Here is a 20,497-nt window from a genome sequence, read left to right as displayed (position 1 = left end):
TATCACTTCAGGAAGTCCGGCACGTCCAGCTCCTCGGCCGCGCTGTCCGAGTAGCTCCGCGACGGCGGGACCGGCGGGGCGACCGGGATGTCGGCCACCGGCTCGGGCGCGGGCTCCGGCTCCTCCTTCGGTGTGACACTGCCGAGCGAGCCGAAGCTCGGACGGCTCTCGGTCTGCCGTGCCGGAGCGGGCTCCTCGCGGCGGGCCGAGGACGAGCCGAGGACATTGTCCCGGCGGGCCGGGGGCTGGCCGCCGTCGAAGCCGGCCGCGATCACGGTGACCCGGACCTCGTCGCCGAGGGCGTCGTCGATCACCGCACCGAAGATGATGTTGGCCTCGGGGTGCGCGGCCTCGCTGACCAGCTGGGCCGCCTCGTTGATCTCGAACAGACCGAGGTCGGAGCCGCCGGAGATGGACAGCAGCACGCCCCGGGCGCCGTCGATGGACGCCTCGAGGAGCGGCGAGGAGATCGCCATCTCGGCCGCGGCCACCGCACGGTCGTCGCCGCGGGCCGAGCCGATGCCCATGAGCGCCGAACCGGCCTCGGACATGACCGACTTGACGTCGGCGAAGTCCAGGTTGATCAGACCGGGGGTGGTGATGAGGTCGGTGATGCCCTGGACACCGGAGAGCAGGACCTGGTCGGCCGACTTGAAGGCGTCGAGCACCGAGACCTGGCGGTCCGAGATGGACAGCAGCCGGTCGTTCGGGATGACGATCAGGGTGTCGACCTCTTCACGGAGCTCCGCGATGCCGTCCTCGGCCTGGTTGGCACGGCGCCGTCCCTCGAAGGTGAACGGGCGCGTGACCACGCCGATGGTGAGGGCGCCGAGGGAGCGGGCGATGTTCGCCACCACGGGAGCGCCGCCGGTGCCGGTGCCGCCGCCTTCACCGGCCGTCACGAAGACCATGTCGGCCCCCTTGAGGACCTCCTCGATCTCCTCGCGGTGGTCCTCGGCGGCCTTGCGGCCGACGGCCGGGTTGGCTCCGGCGCCGAGTCCGCGGGTCAGTTCACGGCCGACGTCGAGCTTGACGTCGGCGTCGCTCATCAACAGCGCCTGAGCGTCGGTGTTGATGGCGATGAACTCGACGCCCTTGAGACCGACCTCGATCATCCGGTTGATGGCATTGACACCACCGCCGCCGACACCGATGACTTTGATGACTGCGAGGTAGTTCTGCGGTGCTGCCACGTCGAAGGCCTCTCGCCTCGAGTTACGTGTCGCCGTCTCGCGGGTCGTGCGAACCGGCGACTGATGCCGAATGGGACGGTCCGAACGCCGACCCGAACCCTAACGTTGAAGTTTAGGGTTACCAGTGTGTCTGTTCCCTGGAATCTTCTGAACAGGACACTAAGTCGACAAGTGGCGCACGTTCAACGAACACGCCGAACCTCCCGTTTTTCTTTTCACCCTATGTGATCAGCCGTAGCAGCGCCCAACCAGGGTGTTGACCTGCGCTGATGTGCGTCAACTCGTTGATGACGCGGGGGCGGTGGGAACGCTGACGTCGAAGTGCCGCGCTCCCGGGGCCGCTTTCATGAGTGCGGTGAGTGCACGGGCCTTCGCGGCGCCGGCCTCGCTGCTTCCCCAGACGACGGTCCGGCCACCGCTCAACTCCAGCGAGATGTCGTCGTACGAGCGCACCTTGACGGTCCGGGTGACGCGGGCGACGGCGGCCGGAATGTCACCGGCGACCGTGACCGCCTCCCGCACCAGCCGGTCCTCGCCGAAGCGGCGCAGGCTCGCAGCGCGCGAGTCCGCCCGGGACAGTGACAATTCCAGTGCGGGCACCCCTTTCGGAGCCTGTGAAACCACGGCGAAACGGACACCTTCATCGTCCACTTCGACAAACTTTCCGCCCTTTTGCACAAGCAGAACCGGAGTACGCTCGGTCACTTTCAGGTCGATTCCACGGGGCCAGGAACGCTCGACGTCAACCACATCAATTCGGGGCAATTTCTGGCGCAGACGTGACGCAATCGCGTCGGTGTCCACGGAAATCAGCGGTGCCCCGACCGGTACCTCGGCGGCCTCCCGCACCTGCTCGGGCGTCAGGACCCGGGTCCCGGACACGGACACCTGTCCCACCCGCAGCCAGTGCGAGCCGTACAACAGCCAGACGGTTCCGGCTCCCGCGACCACCAGGGCCACGGCCAGGACGACGATCGTACGAAGGCGTGGCGGCCTGAACCGCCCGGCGGGCGGCGGGCCGGACGACTCCTGCTGGCGTTCACCGCGCTCGGCGGTCGTCGATCCGGCCACGCTGCCTGCCTCCCGTCATATGGTCCTAGCGGTGTGCACGACCGGCGGCGATCGCCTCGTACACCATGCCGACGAGCAGGTCGTCGGCGTCCCGGCGGCCGAACTCGGCGGCGGCGCGGGACATCTCGTACAGCCGGTGCGGGTCGGCGAGCACGGGCAGGACGTTGTGCTGCACCCACTCGGGCGTGAGCTCCGCGTCGTCGACGAGGAGGCCGCCGCCCGCCTTGACCACCGGCTGGGCGTTCAGCCGCTGTTCGCCGTTGCCGATGGGCAGCGGGACATAGGCGGCCGGGAGCCCGACGGCGGAGAGTTCGGCGACGGTCATCGCGCCGGCGCGGCAGAGCATCATGTCCGCCGCGGCGTACGCGAGATCCATCCGGTCCACGTACGGTACCGGGATGTACGGGGGCATCCCCGGCATCTGATGCACCTGCGGCAGTTCGTTCTTCGGGCCGACGGCGTGCAGGATCTGGATCCCGGCCTGCTGGAGCCAGGGAGCGACCCGCTGCACCACCTCGTTGAGCCTGCGGGCACCCTGCGAACCGCCGGAGACCAGCAGCGTCGGCAGGTTCGGGTCGAGCCCGAAGGCGGCGCGGGCCTCCCACCGTACGGCGGCCCGGTCGAGGGTCGCGATGGAGCGGCGCAGCGGGATGCCGATGTAGCGGGCGTCGCGCAGCTTGCTGTCCGGGGTGGAGACGGCGACCCGGGCCGCGTACCGCGAGCCGATCTTGTTGGCGAGGCCGGGGCGGGCGTTGGCCTCGTGGATGACGATCGGCACGCCGAGGCGCTTGGCGGCCAGATAGCCGGGCAGGGCGACATAGCCGCCGAAGCCGACGACCGCGTCCGCCTTGGTGCGCTCCAGGATCTGCTCGGCCGCCTTGATCGTGCCGCGCAGCCGGCCCGGCACGGTGATCAGCTCGGGTGTGGGCTTGCGCGGCAGCGGTACGGCGGGGATCAGCGCGAGTTCGTAGCCGCGCTCGGGTACGAGACGTGTCTCCAGGCCGCGCTCCGTGCCCAGGGCCGTGATTCCCACGGTCGGGTCCTGCCTGCGCAGGGCGTCCGCGAGGGCGAGCGCGGGCTCGATGTGGCCGGCGGTCCCCCCACCGGCGAGTACGACATGCACCGAAATTCACCGCTCTCCGGACGAGCGCGCCACCGAGGCACGCCGTCGCATCGTGTTCCATCTCCGAGGCCCCCGCACAGGGCCTCCCGCCCGCTTTCTACCAAAGCGGGGTTGCCGCATCGAAAGCGCCGCCCGCGCAGCGGGCTCGTCGCGTGCGAAGGCGATCAGCAGCCCGATGGCGAACATGGTCGGCAGCAGGGCGGATCCTCCGTAGGAGAACAGCGGGAGGGGGACGCCGGCGATCGGCAGCAGACCGAGCACCGCACCGATGTTGATCACTGCCTGAGCGGTGATCCAGGTGGTCACGCCTCCCGCGGCATACCTCACGAAGGGGTCCTCCGTGCGTCCGGCCACGCGGATACCCGCATAGCCTAGAGCCGCGAAGAGGGCGAGGACCGACAGCGTCCCCGCGAGGCCCAGTTCCTCACCGGTGACGGCGAAGATGAAGTCGGTGTGGGCTTCGGGTAGTTGGCCCCATTTCTCCACACTCGCACCCAGCCCGGAACCGAAAATTCCGCCGGAGGCCAGGGCGTAGATGCCGTGCACGGCCTGCCAGCAGTCGGCCGCTCCCGAGCGGGGCTCGGTGGCGCCGATGCAGGCGAGCCGGGCCATGCGGTTCGGGCTGGTCTTGATCAGGATCACACCGATGACCGCGGCCACGGACAGCACGCCGACGAACAGCCGGGTGGGCGCGCCCGCCAGCCACAGCAGGCCGAACAGGATCGCCGTGAGGATGATCGCCGTCCCCATGTCGCCACCGAGCATGATCAGCCCGAGCAGCATGAAGGCGGCGGGCACGAGCGGCACCAGCATGTGCTTCCACTGGGTGAGCAGCTTCTTGTCCTGCTTGCGGGCGAGCAGGTCGGCGCCCCAGAGCACCAGCGCGAGCTTGCCGAACTCGCTGGGCTGGATCTGGAAGGAGCCGCCGAGCGAGATCCAGTTCTGGTTGCCGTTGACCGCCATCCCTATCCCCGGCACCTGCACCAGGACCATCAGGAAGACTGCGCCGGCCAGGATCGGGTAGGCCAGCGCCCGGTGCAGCTTCACCGGCATCCGGGAGGCGATCAGCAGCAGGCCGGTGCCGATGGCGGCGGCCAGGAGCTGCTTGCGGAAGAAGTACGAGCCCGGCAGGGACATCTGCAGCGCCGTGATCTGGGAGGCCGAGTAGACCATCACCAGACCGAGCACGGTGATCAGCAGGCTGCCGCCGAGGATCAGGTAGTACGCGGTCAGCGGCCGGTCCCAGGCCTTGCGCAGGCGGATGTACGGACGCAGTACGGGGTTGTCGCGCGACGGCCGGGGGGCGGCGGGGCGCCGGACGGCCCGCTGCACGGGCGGACGCCCGGTACGGCTACCGGGCATCGCTGCCCCCGCTGAACGTCTGCCTCGACGGTCCCACGCGTCCCTCCCTAGGGGTCCGCCCGGCAGGCGGCCGGGTCAGGTTCCGAGTTCGCGAACCGCCTGAGCGAACGCGTCACCGCGCTTGTTGTAGTTGGCGAACATGTCCATCGAGGCACAGGCGGGGGCGAGGAGCACCGTGTCGCCGGGCCGCGCCAGCCGCCGGGCCTCCTGGACAGCCGCGAGCATCGCCCCAGTGTCGGTCCGGTCGAGGTCGACGACGGGTACTTCCGGGGCGTGTCGCGCCAGGGCTTCACGGATCAGGGCACGGTCCGCGCCGATGAGCACGGCCCCGCGCAGCCGCTTCGCCGACTCGGCGACCAGCTCGTCGAAGGTCGCGCCCTTGGCGAGTCCGCCGGCGATCCAGACGATCGAGTCGTACGCCGCCAACGAGGCCTGAGCCGCGTGGGTGTTGGTGGCCTTGGAGTCGTCGACGTAGGCGACGCCGTCCAAGTCGGCGACGTGCGCGATGCGGTGGGCGTCCGGGGTGAAGGCCCGCAGGCCGTCCCGTACGGCCTTGGCGGGCACCCCGAAGGCGCGGGCGAGGGCCGCCGCCGCAAGGGCGTTGGCGATGTTGTGCGGGGCCGGCGGGTTCACGTCGCAGACCTCGGCGAGCTCCTGGGCGTTCTGCTGCCGGTTCTCGACGAAGGCGCGGTCGACCAGGATGCCGTCCACGACACCGAGTTGGGAGGGCCCCGGTGTGCCGAGGGTGAAGCCGATGGCACGGCAGCCCTCCTCGACGTCGGCCTCGCGCACCAGGTCCTCGGTGGCCCTGTCGGCGGCGTTGTAGACGCAGGCGATGCGATTGCCCTCGTAGATGCGGCCCTTGTCGGCGGCGTACGCCTCCATGGAGCCGTGCCAGTCGAGGTGGTCGGGCGCCAGGTTCAGCACGGCGGCCGAGTGGGCGCGCAGGGAGGGCGCCCAGTGGAGCTGGTAGCTGGACAGCTCCACGGCGAGGACGTCGTATTTCTCCTCCCCCAGCACCGCGTCCAGCAGCGAGACGCCGATGTTGCCGACCGCGGCCGTGCGCAGGCCCGCCGCCTCGAGGATGGAGGCGAGCATCTGGACGGTGGTGGTCTTGCCGTTGGTGCCGGTGACGGCCAGCCAGGGAGCGGCGTCGGGGCCGCGCAGCCGCCAGGCGAGCTCCACGTCGCCCCAGATGGGAACACCGGCCTGCTCGGCGGCCGTGAACAGCGGCTTGTCCGGCTTCCAGCCGGGTGCGGTGACGATGAGCTCGGTGCCCTCCGGCAGGGTCGCGCCGTCGCCGAGGCGCACGGTGATGCCGAGCGCCTCCAGGTCGGCCGCTTGGGCGCGGGCCCGCTCGTCGTCGCCGTCGTTGACGACCGTGACGACGGCTCCGAGGCCGTGCAGCACCTTGGCCGCCGGGATGCCGGAGACGCCGAGCCCGGCGACGGTGACGTGCCTGCCCGTCCAGTCGCTGCCCTGCCGGTCGGTCACTTTTCTGCTGCCCATCCCGCGTAGAAGAGCCCCAGGCCGACGATGACACAGATGCCCTGGATGATCCAGAAACGGACCACCACGAGCACTTCCGACCAGCCCTTGAGTTCGAAGTGGTGCTGGAGTGGCGCCATCCGGAAGACGCGCTTGCCGGTGAGCCGGAAGGAGCCGACCTGGATGACCACCGACATGGTGATGAGGACGAACAGACCGCCGAGGAGCGCGAGCAGCAGCTCGGTGCGGGAGCAGATCGCGAGACCCGCAAGCACACCGCCGAGCGCCAGCGAACCGGTGTCGCCCATGAAGATCTTGGCGGGTGAGGTGTTCCACCACAGGAAGCCGAGGCAGGCCCCCATCAGCGCGGCGGAGACGACCGCGAGGTCGAGCGGGTCGCGCACCTCGTAGCAGGCGCCGGGGTTGGTCAGGGTCTCGCCGTTGGCGCAGGACTCCTGGTACTGCCAGACGCCAATGAAGGTGTAGGCGCCGAAGACCAGCACGGAGGCGCCGGTGGCGAGGCCGTCCAGACCGTCCGTCAGGTTCACGCCGTTGGACATCGCGAGGATCATGAACAGCGCCCAGACGACGAACAGCACGGGGCCGATCGTCCAGCCGAAGTCCGTGATGAACGACAGCTTGGTGGAGGCCGGGGTGTTGCCGCGGGCGTCCGCGAACTGGAGCGAGAGCACGGCGAAGGCGATGCCGCCGAGCAGCTGCCCGGCCATCTTCGCCTTGGCCCGCAGACCCAGCGAGCGCCGCTTGACGATCTTGATGTAGTCGTCGAGGAAGCCGACCAGGCCCATGCCGACCATCAGGCCGAGGACCAGCACACCGGAGTAGGTCGGCGGCTTGCCCGTGATCACCTTGGACAGGAAGTACGCGGCGACCGTGGCGAAGATGAAGGCGATACCGCCCATCGTCGGCGTACCGCGCTTGCTGGCGTGCTCGCGGGGGCCGTCGTCACGGATGTACTGGCCGTACCCCTTGCGGGCCAGGAGCTTGATCAGCAGCGGGGTGCCGATCAGGGTGAGAAAGAGACCAATGACTCCTGCGAACAGGATCTGCTTCATCATCGGGCGGCAACCTCACCCTCGGCACCGGTCCCGATGAGCGCCTGCGCCACGCTCTCGAGGCCGACCGACCGGGACGCCTTCACGAGTACGACGTCTCCCGGGCGCAGCTCGCTGCGCAACAGGTCGACCGCCGCCTGTGCGTCGGACACGTGCACCGACTCCTCACCCCACGAACCCTCGTTATATGCGCCCAGTTGCAACCAGGACGCTTCCCTGCCCCCGACCGCGACGAGCTTGCTGACGTTGAGCCGGACGGCGAGCCGTCCGACCGCGTCGTGCTCGGCGAGCGCCTCGTCCCCGAGCTCGGCCATCTTGCCGAGCACCGCCCACGTCCGACCCCCTTTAGCCCGTGAGGCTTCGCCCATGGCCGCGAGCGCGCGCAAGGCGGCTCGCATGGACTCGGGGTTCGCGTTGTAGGCGTCGTTGACGACCGTCACGCCGTCCGGGCGCTCGGTGACCTCCATCCGCCAGCGGGAGAGGGAGCCCGCCTCGGAGAGCGCGGTGGCGATCTCTTCCGCGGACATGCCCAGCTCGTGGGCGACGGCGGCCGCGGCGAGCGCGTTCGACACGTGGTGCTCACCGTACAGGCGCATGGTCACTTCGCTTGCACCGGAGGGTGTGTGAAGCCGGAACGCGGGCTGTCCGCTGTCCGTGAGTCGTACGTTCTCGGCGCGTACGTCCGCTTCGCCGGACTCTCCGAAAAGGATCACCTTCGCCTTCGTACGGGAGGCCATGGCCCGTACGAGGGGATCGTCCGCGTTGAGGATCGCGGTGCCGCCGTCCGCGGCGGGAGGCAGGCTCTCGACGAGTTCGCCCTTCGCCTGTGCGATCTGCTCGCGGCCGCCGAACTCGCCGATGTGGGCGGTGCCGACGTTGAGGACGAGGCCGACCTTCGGCGGGGTCAGGCCGGTGAGGTAGCGGATGTGGCCGAGTCCGCGGGCGCCCATCTCCAGGACGAGGAACCTCGTCTCGTCGGTGGCGGCGAGCGCGGTGAGCGGCAGTCCGATCTCGTTGTTGAGGGAGCCGGGAGTCCACACCGTGGGCGCCTTGCGCTGGAGCACCTGCGCGATCAGGTCCTTGGTGCTGGTCTTGCCGGCGGAGCCGGTGAGGGCGACGAGGGTCGCGCCGAGCCGTGACACGACATGGCGGGCGAGCGCGCCGAGCGCCGTCTGGACGTCCGCGACGACGATCGCGGGGACCCCGACGGGGCGGGACGCCAGGACGGCGACCGCGCCGGTTTTCACCACGGCGTGGGCGAAGTCGTGGCCGTCCACGCGCTCACCGGCGAAGGCGACGAAGAGGCTGCCCGGCTCCACCTCACGGGAGTCCCGGACGACCGGTCCGGTGACCTGGACGGACGGATCCGGTATGTCGTGCGTCTGCCCGCCGACGACTTCTGCGATCTCGGCGAGGGAGAGGGCGATCACAAGTTCATCCCTGGGTCTTCTGGATAGCTTCGCGAAGCACCTGGCGGTCGTCGAAGGGACGGACCACTCCGGCGATGTCCTGGCCCTGCTCGTGACCCTTGCCCGCGACGAGCACGGTGTCCCCGGGCCGGGCGCGGGCGACGGCGGCGGCGATGGCGGCGGCCCGGTCCTCGAAGACCTGGACCTCGCCACGCTCGTGTACTGGCACGGACGCCGCGCCCTCGAGCATGGTTGCGAGGATCGCGAGGGGGTCTTCGGAGCGGGGGTTGTCGGAGGTCAGTACGGCGGTGTCGGCGAGCCGGGCCGCGGCGGCGCCCATCGGCGCGCGCTTGGTCCTGTCCCGGTCCCCGCCGCAGCCGAGCACGACGTGCAGCTTCCCCTCGGTGACCTTGCGCAGGGCGCGCAGCACGGACTCGACGGCGTCGGTCTTGTGGGCGTAGTCGACGACCGCGAGATACGGCTGTCCGGCGTCCACGCGCTCCAGGCGGCCCGGCACACCCGGCACGGCGGCGACGCCGTCGGCGGCGGCCTGCGCGTCGAGGCCGGCCTCGGCGAGGGCGACGATCGCGGCGAGGGTGTTGGCCACGTTGAAGGGGCCCGGCAGCGGCGACCTGGCGGCGATCCGGTCGCCCTTGGGGCCGATCACGGTGAACGTCGAGTCCATCGGGCCGACCTGGACGTCCTCGGCGCGCCAGTCGGCGTCGGGGTGGCCCTCGGCGGAGAAGGTGACGACCGGGACGGTGGCCTCCTTGGCCAGCCTGCGCCCGTGCTCGTCGTCGACGTTGACCACGCCGAGCCTGCTGCGTTTCGGCGTGAACAACTGCGCCTTGGCCTGGAAGTAGTCCTCCATGCCGGAGTGGAACTCCATGTGCTCCGGGCTGAGGTTGGTGAAGACCGCGATGTCGAAGACGCAGCCGTCGACCCGGCCGAGGACCAGCGCGTGGCTGGAGACCTCCATGGCGACCGCCTCGACGCCGCGTTCGCGCATGACGGCGAACAGGGCCTGCAGGTCGGTGGCCTCCGGGGTGGTGCGCTCGGACTTGATGCGCTCCTCGCCGATGCGCATCTCCACCGTGCCGATCAGCCCGGTGGCACGGACGGACTTCAGGCCGCCCTCGACGAGGTAGGCGGTGGTGGTCTTCCCGGAGGTGCCGGTGATGCCGATCTGGAGCAGATCGCTGCCCGGGTCGCCGTAGATCGTGGCCGCCAGCTGTCCCATCCGCGCGCGCGGGTCGTCCACGACCAGAACCGGAAGCCCGGTCGCGGCGGCCCGCTCGGCCCCTGTCGGGTCGGTCAGCACGGCGACCGCGCCGAGGCCGGCGGCCTGGGTGACGAAGTCGGCGCCGTGCAGACGGGCGCCCGGGAGCGCGGCGTACAGATCGCCGGGGCGGACGGCACGGGAGTCGTGGGTGATGCCCGTGACCTCCGCGGCGCTCTGCGGACTCTGCGGCGTGTCGGCACCCAGCTGATCGGCGAGCTCCGCGAGGGGTGTCGCGGAGCCCTGAACCGGCCTGGGCGGTCCCGGATATGTCACGGGTGCGCCCTTCTGGGTGGTTTGGGACTGATCAGCGTGTGGCACGGCGGTGAGCGTACCGGGCGCACCCACTTGCGGGCGAAGTGAGGGCGAGGAGGAGACGTGGTTCCCGGCGTCGGGGGTGAGCATGGTCACGGAGCGTTCCTGACTGGTTGCGCTGATCAGGGGGTGAAGGTGACGGGCAGATTCGCGGCCTTCGCCCCCGTGGGCGGGACCTGGAGGGTCTTCAGGGCGAACTCCATCACCTGCTTGTAGATGGGGCCGCAGATCTGGCCGCCGAAGTAGCTGCCCTTGGTGGCGTTCTGGATGGCGCAGTAGACGGTGACACGGGGGTTGTCGGCGGGTGCGAATCCGGCGAACGACGACGTGTATCCGTGGTACTTGCCGGTGGCCGGATCGACTCGGTTGGCCGTGCCGGTCTTGCCCGCGACCCGGTAGCCGGGGATGCGGGCCTTGGTGCCGGTGCCTTCCACATCGTCCACGACCGACTCCAGCATCCGGGCCAGGGTTTTGGCCGTCTTCGCGCTGACGACCCGTGTCTGCCCGGGCTTCGAGGCGGGTGTGAAGCGCCCGTCGGGGCCCTGTGTGCCGCGCACGAGCGTGGGCTCCACGCGGATGCCGCCGTTGGCGATGGTCGAGTAGACGGACGCCGCCTGCATCGCGTTGATGGACACGCCCTGGCCGAAAGGAATCGTGTACTGCTGCGAAGTCGACCATGAGGCGGGCGTGGCGAGGATGCCCTTGGTCTCGCCGGGGAGGCCGAGCCCCGAGTAGCTGCCGAGGCCGAACTTGCGCAAGTACGAGTAGAGGACCTGGTTGGCCTGCGCCTGTGTCCTGCCGAGCTGGCCGGTCGCCAGGATCGTGCCGATGTTGCTGGACTTGGCCAGCACGCCGTTGAGCGTCAGGTTCCAGGTCGGGTGGTCGATGTCGTCCTTGAAGAGCCGGTCACCGCGGTGCAGCCGGTTGGGCACGACGACATGCGTCATCGGGGTCGCGGCGTTCTCCTCGAGCACGGCGGCCATCGACATGATCTTGGCTGTGGAGCCGGGCTCGTAGGCGTCCTCGACGGCCCAGTTGTGCAGGGCGCCCGGATCGGCTTCGGAGAGATCGTTCGGGTCGAAGCCGGGCGAGTTGGCCATGGCGAGGATCTCGCCGGTCCGGGTGTCCTGCACTATCACATAGCCGCGGTCCGCCCTGGACTTCCTGACCTGCTCGGTGATCGCGTTCTGGGCCGCCCACTGGATGTCGCGGTCGATGGTGAGCTCGACGTCGCTGCCCGGCACGGCGGGTGTCTCGGCCGAGCCCGCGGTCGGGACCTGGCGGCCGCCGGACTGGGCGTAGCGGATCTTGCCGTCCTTGCCGGCGAGCACGCTGTTGAGCTGCTGCTCGATGCCGCCGCCGCCCTTGCCGTCGTAGTTGACCCAGCCCAGTATCCCGGCGGCGAGGTCGCCGTTCGGATAGACGCGCTTGCTGCTGGCGACCGCGAAGACACCCGCCAGCACGTTGACGGTGGACGGGTCGCTCTCCGCCTTGGTGGCCAGCGCGTTCTTCAGGTCCTTGATCTGCTTCCAGACCTGCGGGGTCCGGCGGCCGGCGAGCTTGACGTACAGGCCCTTGGTCCTGAGCTTCCTGGTCAGGGTCTCCTGTTCCTGGTCGAGGATCGGTGCGAGGAGCGCGGCCGCCTGCTCCGGCCCGTCGTCGATCTTCAGCTGCTTGCGGCTGAACAGCGTGGGGTCGGCGGTGATGTCGTAGGCGTCCAGGCTGGCCGCGAGGGCCACGCCGTTGCGGTCGGTGATTCCGCCGCGCTCGGCGGCCAGGGTGTAGCCGACATAGCGGTTCCTCTCCGCCTTGGCGGCGTAGGTGCTCGCGTCGACGGCCTGCACCTGGAGCAGGCGCACGACGAAGGCGATCAGCACCAGGGTCAGCGCGAGGCCGACCAGGCGCAGCCGTGGGCGGGGACTGCCCAGCCGGATGACGCGGGCGGCCGGGGACCGGGGCCCCGTGGGGCGGCGGGCCGGGCGGGCGCCGGGTCCCGGGCGCGGCCGGCTGCCGGGCCGGGCGGGCCGTGCGGGTCCGGGCACCCGGCGGCGCGGCGGTTCCCTGTCGGACACTTCCGTCACCTGCCGGGGGTCGTGGTGGTGGAGGGCCGGCCCGACGCCGCGCCGGCGCCGACGGCGGGCAGTCCGCTGTCGCCCTCGCCCGGCGTCGGGGAAGCGGCCGGGACCGCGGGCGTGGCCGTCGTGGCGGGCGACCGGGTGGCAGCCGCCTCCGGCGCGAGGGCGAGGGGATCGAGCACGGAGGGCTTGCGGCCGCCGGCGGCGGCCGGGCTGGGCACGCCCTTGACGGTGCCGTCGGGGCCGAGGAAGGCGGGGTCGCCGCCGGGCACCATGCCGAGCTCACGGGCACGGCGCTGGAGGGCGTCCGGGGCGGAGTAGGCGTCGATGTCCCGTTGCAGGGCCTGTTCCTCGTCGGTGAGGTTCTTGGTCTCCCGCTTGAGGTCGTCGAGTTGGAACGCTCCTTCGCTGAGGGCCGAGTTCAGCACCAGGAGTCCGATGAGACCGCCGCCGAGCAGGAGCACGACGAGGAGGACGAAGGGCGTACGGGCGGCCTGCCCCTGCCCCGCCGGGAAGAGCCGCGCGAGCCGGGCGGCCCGGCCCCTCAGTTCGGGTTTCCTACCCACGCACCCTCCCGTGAGTCCGGTTTCCGGACCCCTGCGCCTGCCTCACTCGACGTCCTCCCTGATGCGCTGGGCGCCCCGCAGTCGCGCCGGTGCCGCGCGCCGGTTCTCGGCGACCTCTTCCTCGGTGGGAAGTTCGGCACCGCGCGTGAGCAGCTTGAGCCGCGGCTGATAGCGCTCGGGGACGACCGGCAGCCCGGGTGGCGCGGTGGTGGCGGCACCGGCCGCGAACACCTGCTTGACCAGCCGGTCCTCCAGCGAGTGGTACGACAGGACGGCGATCCGGCCGCCCACATCGAGCGCCTTCACCGCGGCCGGGATCGCCCGCTCCAGCACGGAGAGCTCGCCGTTGACCTCGATACGCAGGGCCTGGAAGGTGCGTTTGGCCGGGTTGCCGCCGGTGCGCTTGGCGGCCTGCGGCAGCGCGTCCCTGATCAGCTCCACCAGCCGCGCGCTGTTGCTGAACGGCTCCTTCTCGCGCTCGCGCACGATGGCGGCGACGATCCGCTTGGCCTGCTTCTCCTCGCCGTACGCACGCAGGATCCTGACGAGCTCGCCGGCCGGGTAGGTGTTGAGGACCTCGGCGGCGCTGATGCCGCTCGTCTGGTCCATGCGCATGTCGAGGGGGGCGTCCTGGGCGTAGGCGAAGCCGCGGTCGGCCTCGTCGAGCTGCATGGACGAGACGCCGAGGTCGAAGAGGACGCCCTGCACGCGCGGGATGCCGAGCCGGTGGAGCACCCCGGGCAGCTCGTCGTACACGGCGTGCACGAGGTCGACCCGCTCGCCGAAGGGGGCGAGCCGCTCCCCGGACAGGCGCAGGGCCTCCTTGTCGCGGTCGAGGGCGACGAGCCGGGCCTCGGGGAACTGCGTGAGCAGAGCCTCGCTGTGACCGCCGAGGCCGAGGGTGCAGTCGACGACCACCGCTCCCGGCCGCTGAAGGGCGGGGGCCAACAGGTCCAGGCACCGCTGGAGCATCACCGGGACGTGTCGACTCTGGCTCAAGGGGCCCTCTCAGGTCCGGCGCGGCCGCACGCACCGCCGGGTCCCCGCCCGCTCGTGAAGGGGAGGCCTGCCGGCGCCGGAAGCGTCAGCCGACCGGGAGCGGGAGGAGGCCGAGCCATACGTACGCGCCGCGCACGTGGGGAGATCCCTGGAGGAATCGCCAGGGTCTCCGGAAGAAGCAGTCCAGCAGGGAGACCTCGTCTCCCGCTCCGCGTCACTTTAGTCCACCGTGTGTCCCGGTCAATCAACCAGCCTGCGCGTCGCGAGCGCCGCTGCGCGCGAAGGTGTGGATCATGCCGCTTCACTCACATGGAGTGACGCAGATCGGCCTTGTGGGTTAACTCACAACAAGGGTCAATGACGTTCTTTGTCCCCTCTCACAGCAGGCCAGGGTCGGACGTGACCAGTACGGTCATAGCTATGACGACTTCTGCATCGGTTCCCGCTGGGCCCGGAGGCGCCATATCCGCCGGCGGCACTGTCACCGACCGCCTCGTCGAGGCCAACGAGCGGTACGCCGCCGAATTCACCGACCCGGGGATGGACGCGCATCCCATACTGCAGGTCGCCGTCGTGGCCTGCATGGACGCCCGTCTGGACCTGCACGCCGCGCTCGGCCTCGAGCTCGGCGACTGCCACACCATCCGCAACGCGGGCGGCGTGGTCACCGACGACGTGATCCGCTCGCTGACCATCAGCCAGCGCGCGCTCGGCACGCGCAGCGTCGTCCTCATCCATCACACGGGCTGCGGCCTGGAGTCCCTCACCGAGGACTTCCGGCATGACCTGGAGATGGAGGTCGGCCAGCGTCCGGCGTGGGCGGTGGAGGCCTTCCGGGACGTCGAGCAGGACGTACGGCAGTCCATGCAGCGGGTGCGCACCTCGCCGTTCCTGCTGCACACCGACGATGTGCGGGGTTTTGTCTTCGACGTGAAGGCGGGTCTGCTGCGCGAGATCGATCCCGCCTGACCGTCCGGACAGTCGGCCCACTCCGAAACTTTTCACCGCCACGAGGCCCCAAATAGCCGTAAGACCGACATATCGCGGACAGTTGTCCACAGGCGAGTGACACGAATCGGTAACGGCAGCAAGAATGCGGGGTGTGGCGTCACGCGGAACTTTCCATGCGTGGTGTCCGTGTTTCGGGGTGGGCCGGTTTCGCACATCAGCGCGTCGGCCCGGAAAGAACGGGCCGAGGAGGGCCGGGTGACGACCTATGACGATCGAGCGAGCCTCACTGATCTGACCGCTGTGGTCGAGCGGGTGCGCAGTTCAGTGGAGGGCGTGATCGAGGGGAAGCCCGAGGTCGTACAGCTCTCGCTGACCGTACTTCTCGCCGAGGGCCATCTTCTGATCGAGGATGTCCCCGGCGTGGGCAAGACGATGCTGGCCAAGGCGCTGGCGCGGTCCATCGACTGCTCGGTGCGCCGCATCCAGTTCACCCCGGATCTGCTGCCCTCGGACATCACCGGTGTGTCCATCTGGGACCAGCAGCGCCGGGACTTCGAGTTCAAACCGGGAGCGATCTTCGCGCAGATCGTGATCGGCGACGAGATCAACCGCGCCTCGCCCAAGACCCAGTCCGCGCTGCTGGAGTCGATGGAGGAGCGCCAGGTCACCATCGACGGGCAGACCTATGAGCTGCCCAGCCCCTTCATGGTGGTGGCCACGCAGAACCCGGTGGAGATGGAGGGCACCTATCCGCTGCCGGAGGCCCAGCGCGACCGCTTCATGGCCCGTGTCTCCATCGGCTACCCGAGCGCCGACGCCGAACTCCAGATGCTGGACGTCCACGGCGGGGTCAACCCCCTCGACGACCTCCAGCCGGTGGCCCACGCGCACGAGATCCTGAAGCTGATCGACGCCGTCCGCGGCGTCCACGTAGCCGAAACGGTCCGGCGGTACGCGGTCGACCTGGTCGCCGCCACCCGCACCCACCCCGACCTCAGACTCGGTGCCTCCCCGCGCGCCACGCTGCACCTGCTGCGCGCGGCCAAGGCGGCCGCGGCCCTCAGCGGCCGCGAGTTCGCGCTGCCGGACGATGTGCAGGCGCTCGCCGTGGCCGTCCTGGCCCACCGTCTGCTGCCGACCGCGCAGGCCCAGCTGAACCGGCGTACCGCCGAGCAGGTCGTGCAGGAGATCCTCCAGCGCATCCCGGTTCCGGCGAATCCCCAGCCCCAGCAGGGCGGCTTCGGCGGCCTGGGCCGCGGCGCCACGGCATACGGCCAGCAGCCGCCGCGGAGGCTGTGATGACCACCGCGGGGACGGGTCAGGCGGAGTCCGACCGGGGCGACAAGGGCGGAGTGCGCACGGCACTGGCCGGTCTGACCACCCGCGGCCGCTCCTTCTTCGCCGCCGGCATAGCGGCGGCGATCTGCGCCTATGTGCTCGGGCAGAGCGACCTGCTCCGGGTGGGACTGCTGCTCGCGGTGCTGCCCCTGGTGTGCGCCACGGTGCTCTACCGCACCCGCTACCGGGTCGCCGGCAGCCGCAGGCTCTCCCCCGGGCGTGTGCCCGCCGGCAGCGAGGCCCGCGTCCATCTGCGGATGGACAACGTCTCACGGCTGCCCACCGGCCTGCTGATGCTCCAGGACCGGGTGCCGTACGTCCTCGGCCCCCGCCCCCGCTTCGTGCTCGACCGGGTGGAGCCGGGCGGCCGCCGCGAGGTGTCCTACCGGGTCCGCTCCGACCTGCGCGGCCGCTATCCGCTGGGCCCGCTCCAGCTGCGTCTGTCCGACCCCTTCGGCATGTGCGAACTGACCAGGTCCTTCTCCACGTACGACACCCTGACGGTGATCCCGCGCGTGGAGGAGCTCCCACCGGTGCGGCTGAGCGGCGAGGCCAAGGGGTACGGCGACGGGCGGCAGCGTTCGCTCGCCCTGGCCGGCGAGGACGACGTGATCCCGCGCGGGTACCGCTACGGCGACGACCTTCGCCGGGTCCACTGGCGCTCCACCGCGCGCTACGGCGAGCTGATGGTGCGCCGCGAGGAACAGCCGCAGCGCTCCCGCTGCACGGTGCTCCTGGACACCCGGGGCATCGCCTTCCGGGGCGCGGGCCCCGACTCGGCCTTCGAGTGGGCCGTGTCGGGCGCCGCCTCCGCCCTGGTCCACATGCTCGAACGGGGCTTTTCCGTGCGGCTGTTGACCGACACCGGCAACTCCGTGCCCGGCGAGGGCGCCGACGGCTTCGCGGGCGCGAGCCAGGAGACGGCGGACGCGGCCGGGCTGATGATGGACACCCTCGCGGTGATCGACCACTCGGACGGCACGGGTCTGTCCCGGGCGTACGACGTGCTGCGCGGCGGGAACGAGGGGCTGTTGCTGGCGTTCTTCGGGAACCTCGACGAGGAGGAGGCGGCGGTCGTCGCGAAGATGCGTCAGCGCAGCGGGGGCGCGGTCGCCTTCCTGCTGGACAGCGAGGACTGGGTGCGGGAACCGGCCGAGGCCGCCGGTGCGCTGGACAGAAGCGGGGAGCGGCTGCGGATGCTGCGGGAGGCGGGCTGGACGGCCCTGAGCGTGCCGCGGGGTGCGTCGCTGGGCGAGATGTGGCGTCAGGCGGACCGGGAGCGCACCGGCATCGGCGCGACGAGCGGTGCGGGCGTCGCGAGCGGTGCGGGCGTCGCGGGCAAGGGGGGTGAGAGGGCATGAGCGGACGGGCACGACTGGCGCTGTTCGCCTGGGCGGCCACGCTGATGACCGCGTGCTCCCTGCTGCCGCTGGTCGACCCGGCCACCTGGATCCTTCAGGCGGCCTTCCTGCTCGGCATCCAGACCTGCGTCGGCGCGGCGACCCGGCGGATCCCGCTGGCCCGGCCGCTGACCCTGGCGGCCCAGGCCCTCGTCACGCTGGTCATGCTGACCCTGTTGTTCGCCCGCGAGCAGGCCCTCGCCGGGCTGGTCCCCGGCCCGGACGCCTTCCGCCACTTCGCCGACCTGCTGCGGGCCGGGGCCGACGACATCGCGCGGTACGCGATCCCGGCACCGCTGACCTCCGAGGGCATCCGGCTGATGCTCGTCGGCGGCGTGCTGCTGATAGGTCTGGCGGTGGACACGCTCGCGGTGACCTTCCGCAGCGCGGCCCCCGCCGGACTGCCCCTGCTGGCGCTGTACTCGGTTGCCGCCGGGCTGTCCGACGGCGCCGGCGAGTGGGTGTGGTTCCTGATCGCGGCGGCCGGCTATCTGATGCTGCTCCTGGCCGAGGGCCGGGACCGGCTCTCGCAGTGGGGGCGCGTGTTCGGCGGCGGACCCCGTGCTCCGGGCCTGGAGTCCGGCCCGGCGGTGGCGCCGGTCCGCACCGGGCGGCGCATCGGCGCGGTCGCGCTGGGCCTCGCCCTGGTGGTGCCGCTCGCGCTGCCGTCGATGCAGGGCGGACTTCTGGACGGCACCGGGACAGGCGTGGGTTCCGGGGACGGGAGCGGCGGCACGATCTCCGCGGTGAACCCGCTGGTGTCACTGCGCGACAGTCTCAACGTGGACGACGACCGCCAGGTCATGTCCCTGAGGACCAGCACCACCGACCTGTCGGACCTGTATCTGCGGATCGTCTCCCTGGACGACTTCGACGGCACCACCTGGAAGCCCTCCAAGCGGCACATCGTCTCCGTGCCCGACGAGTTCCCCGCACCGACCGGCCTCGCCCCCGACACCAAGCGCGCGGAGATCGAGACCACCGTCTCGGCGGCGAACTGGTACGCCCAGGACTGGCTTCCGATGCCGTACCCGCCGAGCGGTGTGAAGATCAAGGGCAAGTGGCGCTACGAACCCGTGGGCATGACCCTGGTCGGCGACCACGGCCAGAACACCCGCGGGGCGACGTACGAGGTGAAGAGCCTGGACGTGCAGCCGACGGCGGAGCAGCTCGCCTCGGCACCGCGGCCGCCGACCGCACTGGAGCGTGACTACACGAAGCTGCCGGACTCGCTGCCGGCGGTGGTGGCGGCGACCGCCCGCGAGGTCACGGCGAGCGCCGCGAACCCCTATGAGCGGGCGGTCGCGCTCCAGGACTACTTCTCCGTGAACGGCGGCTTCGAGTACGACACCCGGGTGCAGGTCGGCAGCGGCTCCGGGGCGATAGCCCGCTTCCTGAAGGACAAGCAGGGCTTCTGTGTCCACTTCTCCTTCGCGATGGCGGCCATGGCCCGCTCCCTGGGCATACCGGCCCGGGTCGCGGTGGGCTTCGCGCCCGGTTCCCCGCAGGCCGACGGTTCGGTGTCGGTGATGCTGAAGGACGCCCACGCCTGGCCCGAGCTGTACTTCGAGGGAGTCGGCTGGACCCGCTTCGAGCCGACCCCGAACCGCGGCTCGGTGCCCTCGTACACCGTGCCCGACGCGACCGGCAACTCCCTGCCCGATGTGGCGCGGCCGTCCACGGGGACGTCCACCGCGCCGTCCACCGAGCCCTCGGCGAGCGAGAGCTGCTCGGCGCAGCAGAAGAAGCTCGAGGCGTGCACGAGCGAGTCCCCCGCGGCGGCACTGGCCAACGACGACGACGGCCCGAGGTGGTGGGCCTATCTGGCCTGGGCCCTCGGCGGGCTCGCCCTTCTGGCGCTGCCGCTGTCGCCGGCGCTGCTGCGGTTGCGCACCCGGGCCGTACGCCTGGGCGGGCACGGCCGCTCCGAGGCGGGCGCGGCGCTGCACACCCTGGCGGTCTGGCAGGAGCTGACGGACTCGGCATGGGATGTCGGGATCCTGCCGGACGAATCGCAGACCCCGCGCAAGGCGGCCGCACGGATCATCCGGCTCGGGCATCTCGACCCCGCCGCCGCGGCCTCGGTGCACCGGGTGGCCGACGCCGTGGAGCAGGTCCTCTACGCCCCACGGCCGCGCCCGGTGGCGGGGCTCGCGGACGACGTCCGCCGGGCGGTCGTCGCGCTGCGGGCCACGGTCAGCCGGGGGACGATGCTGCGCGCGGTGCTGGCCCCGCGTTCAACCGTCCGGGTGGCGTGGGCGGTGTCGGAGTGGTGGACCGGCGTCAAGGCGCGGGTCTCCGCGGCCAGGCCTGCCGTGCGCAAGCCGTCCGGCCAGCAGAGCTGAACCCCGCGGGGTTCGGAGGCCTGCGCACAACGTGGCATGCGTGAGGGGTGACCACCCGGCGGGTGGTCACCCCTCACTGTCGTTTCCGAGAGCCGGCCGACTGGCTAATGGCCGCCCTGTTCGTCACGGCGACGCTGCCAGCGCTGCTCGATCCGGTCCATCACGGAGCGCCGCTGGCGTCCTTGACGGCGGGCCTGCGAGGGACCGCCGGCGGGCTGTTCACCCGGCTTGGGGGCCTTGCGCCAGCCGGTCACGGCGAGTACCGCACAGCCCAGCATGACGAGGAAGCCCACCACGCTGAGCCAGACCTGCTTGGCGACCATACCGGCCATGAGGAGCGCGATACCTACGAGGAAGCCGGCGACCGCCTGGTAGACCCGCCGCCGGGTGTACGTACGCAGCCCGCTTCCCTCAAGCGCCGACGCGAACTTGGGATCTTCGGCGTACAGCGCTCGCTCCATCTGCTCGAGCATGCGCTGCTCGTGCTCCGAGAGCGGCACGGAGTCCTCC

16 protein-coding genes are annotated in these 20,497 nt (G+C 71.0%); 4 read left to right on the top strand and 12 right to left on the bottom strand.

From position 1 onward, the window contains the following. Positions 1 to 2: 2 nt before the first annotated feature. From ftsZ to rsmH, 11 genes are all read right to left on the bottom strand, one after another. Complete coding sequence (gene ftsZ / locus F7R91_RS17910) at positions 3 to 1,193, bottom strand: cell division protein FtsZ (protein ID WP_150949957.1); 1,191 nt, start codon at positions 1,191 to 1,193, stop codon at positions 3 to 5. 276 nt (positions 1,194 to 1,469) lie between these two features. Beyond that, positions 1,470 to 2,264: a cell division protein FtsQ/DivIB gene (locus F7R91_RS17905; protein WP_150949955.1), complete on the bottom strand. Its 795-nt coding sequence runs from the start codon at positions 2,262 to 2,264 to the stop codon at positions 1,470 to 1,472. Between the two features lie 25 nt (positions 2,265 to 2,289). Continuing rightward, a complete protein-coding gene (gene murG / locus F7R91_RS17900) occupies positions 2,290 to 3,387 on the bottom strand; it encodes an undecaprenyldiphospho-muramoylpentapeptide beta-N-acetylglucosaminyltransferase (protein ID WP_150949953.1) in 1,098 nt (365 codons plus the stop codon). A 6-nt stretch (positions 3,388 to 3,393) separates the two neighbouring features. Further along, a complete protein-coding gene (ftsW, locus tag F7R91_RS17895; protein ID WP_150949951.1) occupies positions 3,394 to 4,749 on the bottom strand; it encodes a putative lipid II flippase FtsW in 1,356 nt (451 codons plus the stop codon). A 75-nt stretch (positions 4,750 to 4,824) separates the two neighbouring features. Next, positions 4,825 to 6,258, bottom strand: coding sequence for a UDP-N-acetylmuramoyl-L-alanine--D-glutamate ligase (gene murD / locus F7R91_RS17890; protein WP_150949949.1), 1,434 nt, complete (start codon positions 6,256 to 6,258; stop codon positions 4,825 to 4,827). Beyond that, the gene (gene mraY, locus F7R91_RS17885; RefSeq protein WP_150949947.1) at positions 6,240 to 7,313 is read right to left on the bottom strand and encodes a phospho-N-acetylmuramoyl-pentapeptide-transferase; all 1,074 of its coding nucleotides are present in this window, start codon (positions 7,311 to 7,313) and stop codon (positions 6,240 to 6,242) included. Before mraY ends, murD begins: the two co-directional genes overlap by 19 nt. Next, positions 7,310 to 8,740 carry a UDP-N-acetylmuramoyl-tripeptide--D-alanyl-D-alanine ligase gene (locus F7R91_RS17880; protein WP_150949945.1) on the bottom strand — a complete coding sequence of 477 codons (1,431 nt, stop codon included), beginning with the start codon at positions 8,738 to 8,740 and terminating at the stop codon, positions 7,310 to 7,312. Before F7R91_RS17880 ends, mraY begins: the two co-directional genes overlap by 4 nt. A 4-nt stretch (positions 8,741 to 8,744) precedes the next feature. Then, positions 8,745 to 10,274 (bottom strand): UDP-N-acetylmuramoyl-L-alanyl-D-glutamate--2,6-diaminopimelate ligase, encoded by a 1,530-nt coding sequence (locus F7R91_RS17875; protein ID WP_150950178.1) that lies wholly within the window; start codon positions 10,272 to 10,274, stop codon positions 8,745 to 8,747. 161 nt (positions 10,275 to 10,435) lie between these two features. Beyond that, positions 10,436 to 12,385 carry a peptidoglycan D,D-transpeptidase FtsI family protein gene (locus F7R91_RS17870; protein WP_331000570.1) on the bottom strand — a complete coding sequence of 650 codons (1,950 nt, stop codon included), beginning with the start codon at positions 12,383 to 12,385 and terminating at the stop codon, positions 10,436 to 10,438. A 5-nt stretch (positions 12,386 to 12,390) separates the two neighbouring features. Further along, positions 12,391 to 12,954 (bottom strand): FtsB family cell division protein, encoded by a 564-nt coding sequence (locus tag F7R91_RS17865; protein WP_191971536.1) that lies wholly within the window; start codon positions 12,952 to 12,954, stop codon positions 12,391 to 12,393. 42 nt (positions 12,955 to 12,996) lie between these two features. Continuing rightward, positions 12,997 to 13,953 carry a 16S rRNA (cytosine(1402)-N(4))-methyltransferase RsmH gene (gene rsmH, locus F7R91_RS17860; RefSeq protein WP_150949941.1) on the bottom strand — a complete coding sequence of 319 codons (957 nt, stop codon included), beginning with the start codon at positions 13,951 to 13,953 and terminating at the stop codon, positions 12,997 to 12,999. A 420-nt stretch (positions 13,954 to 14,373) separates the two neighbouring features. On the opposite strand from rsmH, the gene F7R91_RS17855 reads away from it, so the two are divergent. The 4 genes from F7R91_RS17855 to F7R91_RS17840 all read left to right on the top strand — a co-directional run bounded on the left by F7R91_RS17855 (position 14,374) and on the right by F7R91_RS17840 (position 19,987). Then, positions 14,374 to 14,922, top strand: a complete 549-nt coding sequence (locus F7R91_RS17855; RefSeq protein ID WP_150949939.1) for a beta-class carbonic anhydrase — start codon at positions 14,374 to 14,376, stop codon at positions 14,920 to 14,922. A 237-nt stretch (positions 14,923 to 15,159) separates the two neighbouring features. Further along, positions 15,160 to 16,203 carry an AAA family ATPase gene (locus tag F7R91_RS17850; RefSeq protein ID WP_150949937.1) on the top strand — a complete coding sequence of 348 codons (1,044 nt, stop codon included), beginning with the start codon at positions 15,160 to 15,162 and terminating at the stop codon, positions 16,201 to 16,203. Further along, positions 16,203 to 17,603, top strand: coding sequence for a DUF58 domain-containing protein (locus tag F7R91_RS17845; RefSeq protein WP_150949935.1), 1,401 nt, complete (start codon positions 16,203 to 16,205; stop codon positions 17,601 to 17,603). The genes F7R91_RS17850 and F7R91_RS17845 overlap by 1 nt, the downstream gene beginning before the upstream one ends. Continuing rightward, a complete protein-coding gene (locus tag F7R91_RS17840) occupies positions 17,600 to 19,987 on the top strand; it encodes a transglutaminase TgpA family protein (protein ID WP_150949933.1) in 2,388 nt (795 codons plus the stop codon). Before F7R91_RS17845 ends, F7R91_RS17840 begins: the two co-directional genes overlap by 4 nt. 104 nt (positions 19,988 to 20,091) lie before the next feature. On the opposite strand, the gene F7R91_RS17835 is transcribed toward F7R91_RS17840, so the two are convergent. Next, positions 20,092 to 20,487: a DUF3040 domain-containing protein gene (locus F7R91_RS17835; RefSeq protein WP_150949931.1), complete on the bottom strand. Its 396-nt coding sequence runs from the start codon at positions 20,485 to 20,487 to the stop codon at positions 20,092 to 20,094. Between the last annotated feature and the right edge of the window lie 10 nt (positions 20,488 to 20,497).

The sequence above is a fragment of the Streptomyces luteolifulvus genome (assembly GCF_008806595.1).
Taxonomy (GTDB): Bacteria; Actinomycetota; Actinomycetes; order Streptomycetales; family Streptomycetaceae; genus Streptomyces; species Streptomyces luteolifulvus.
This window is presented reverse-complemented; position numbering and strand designations above follow the sequence as displayed.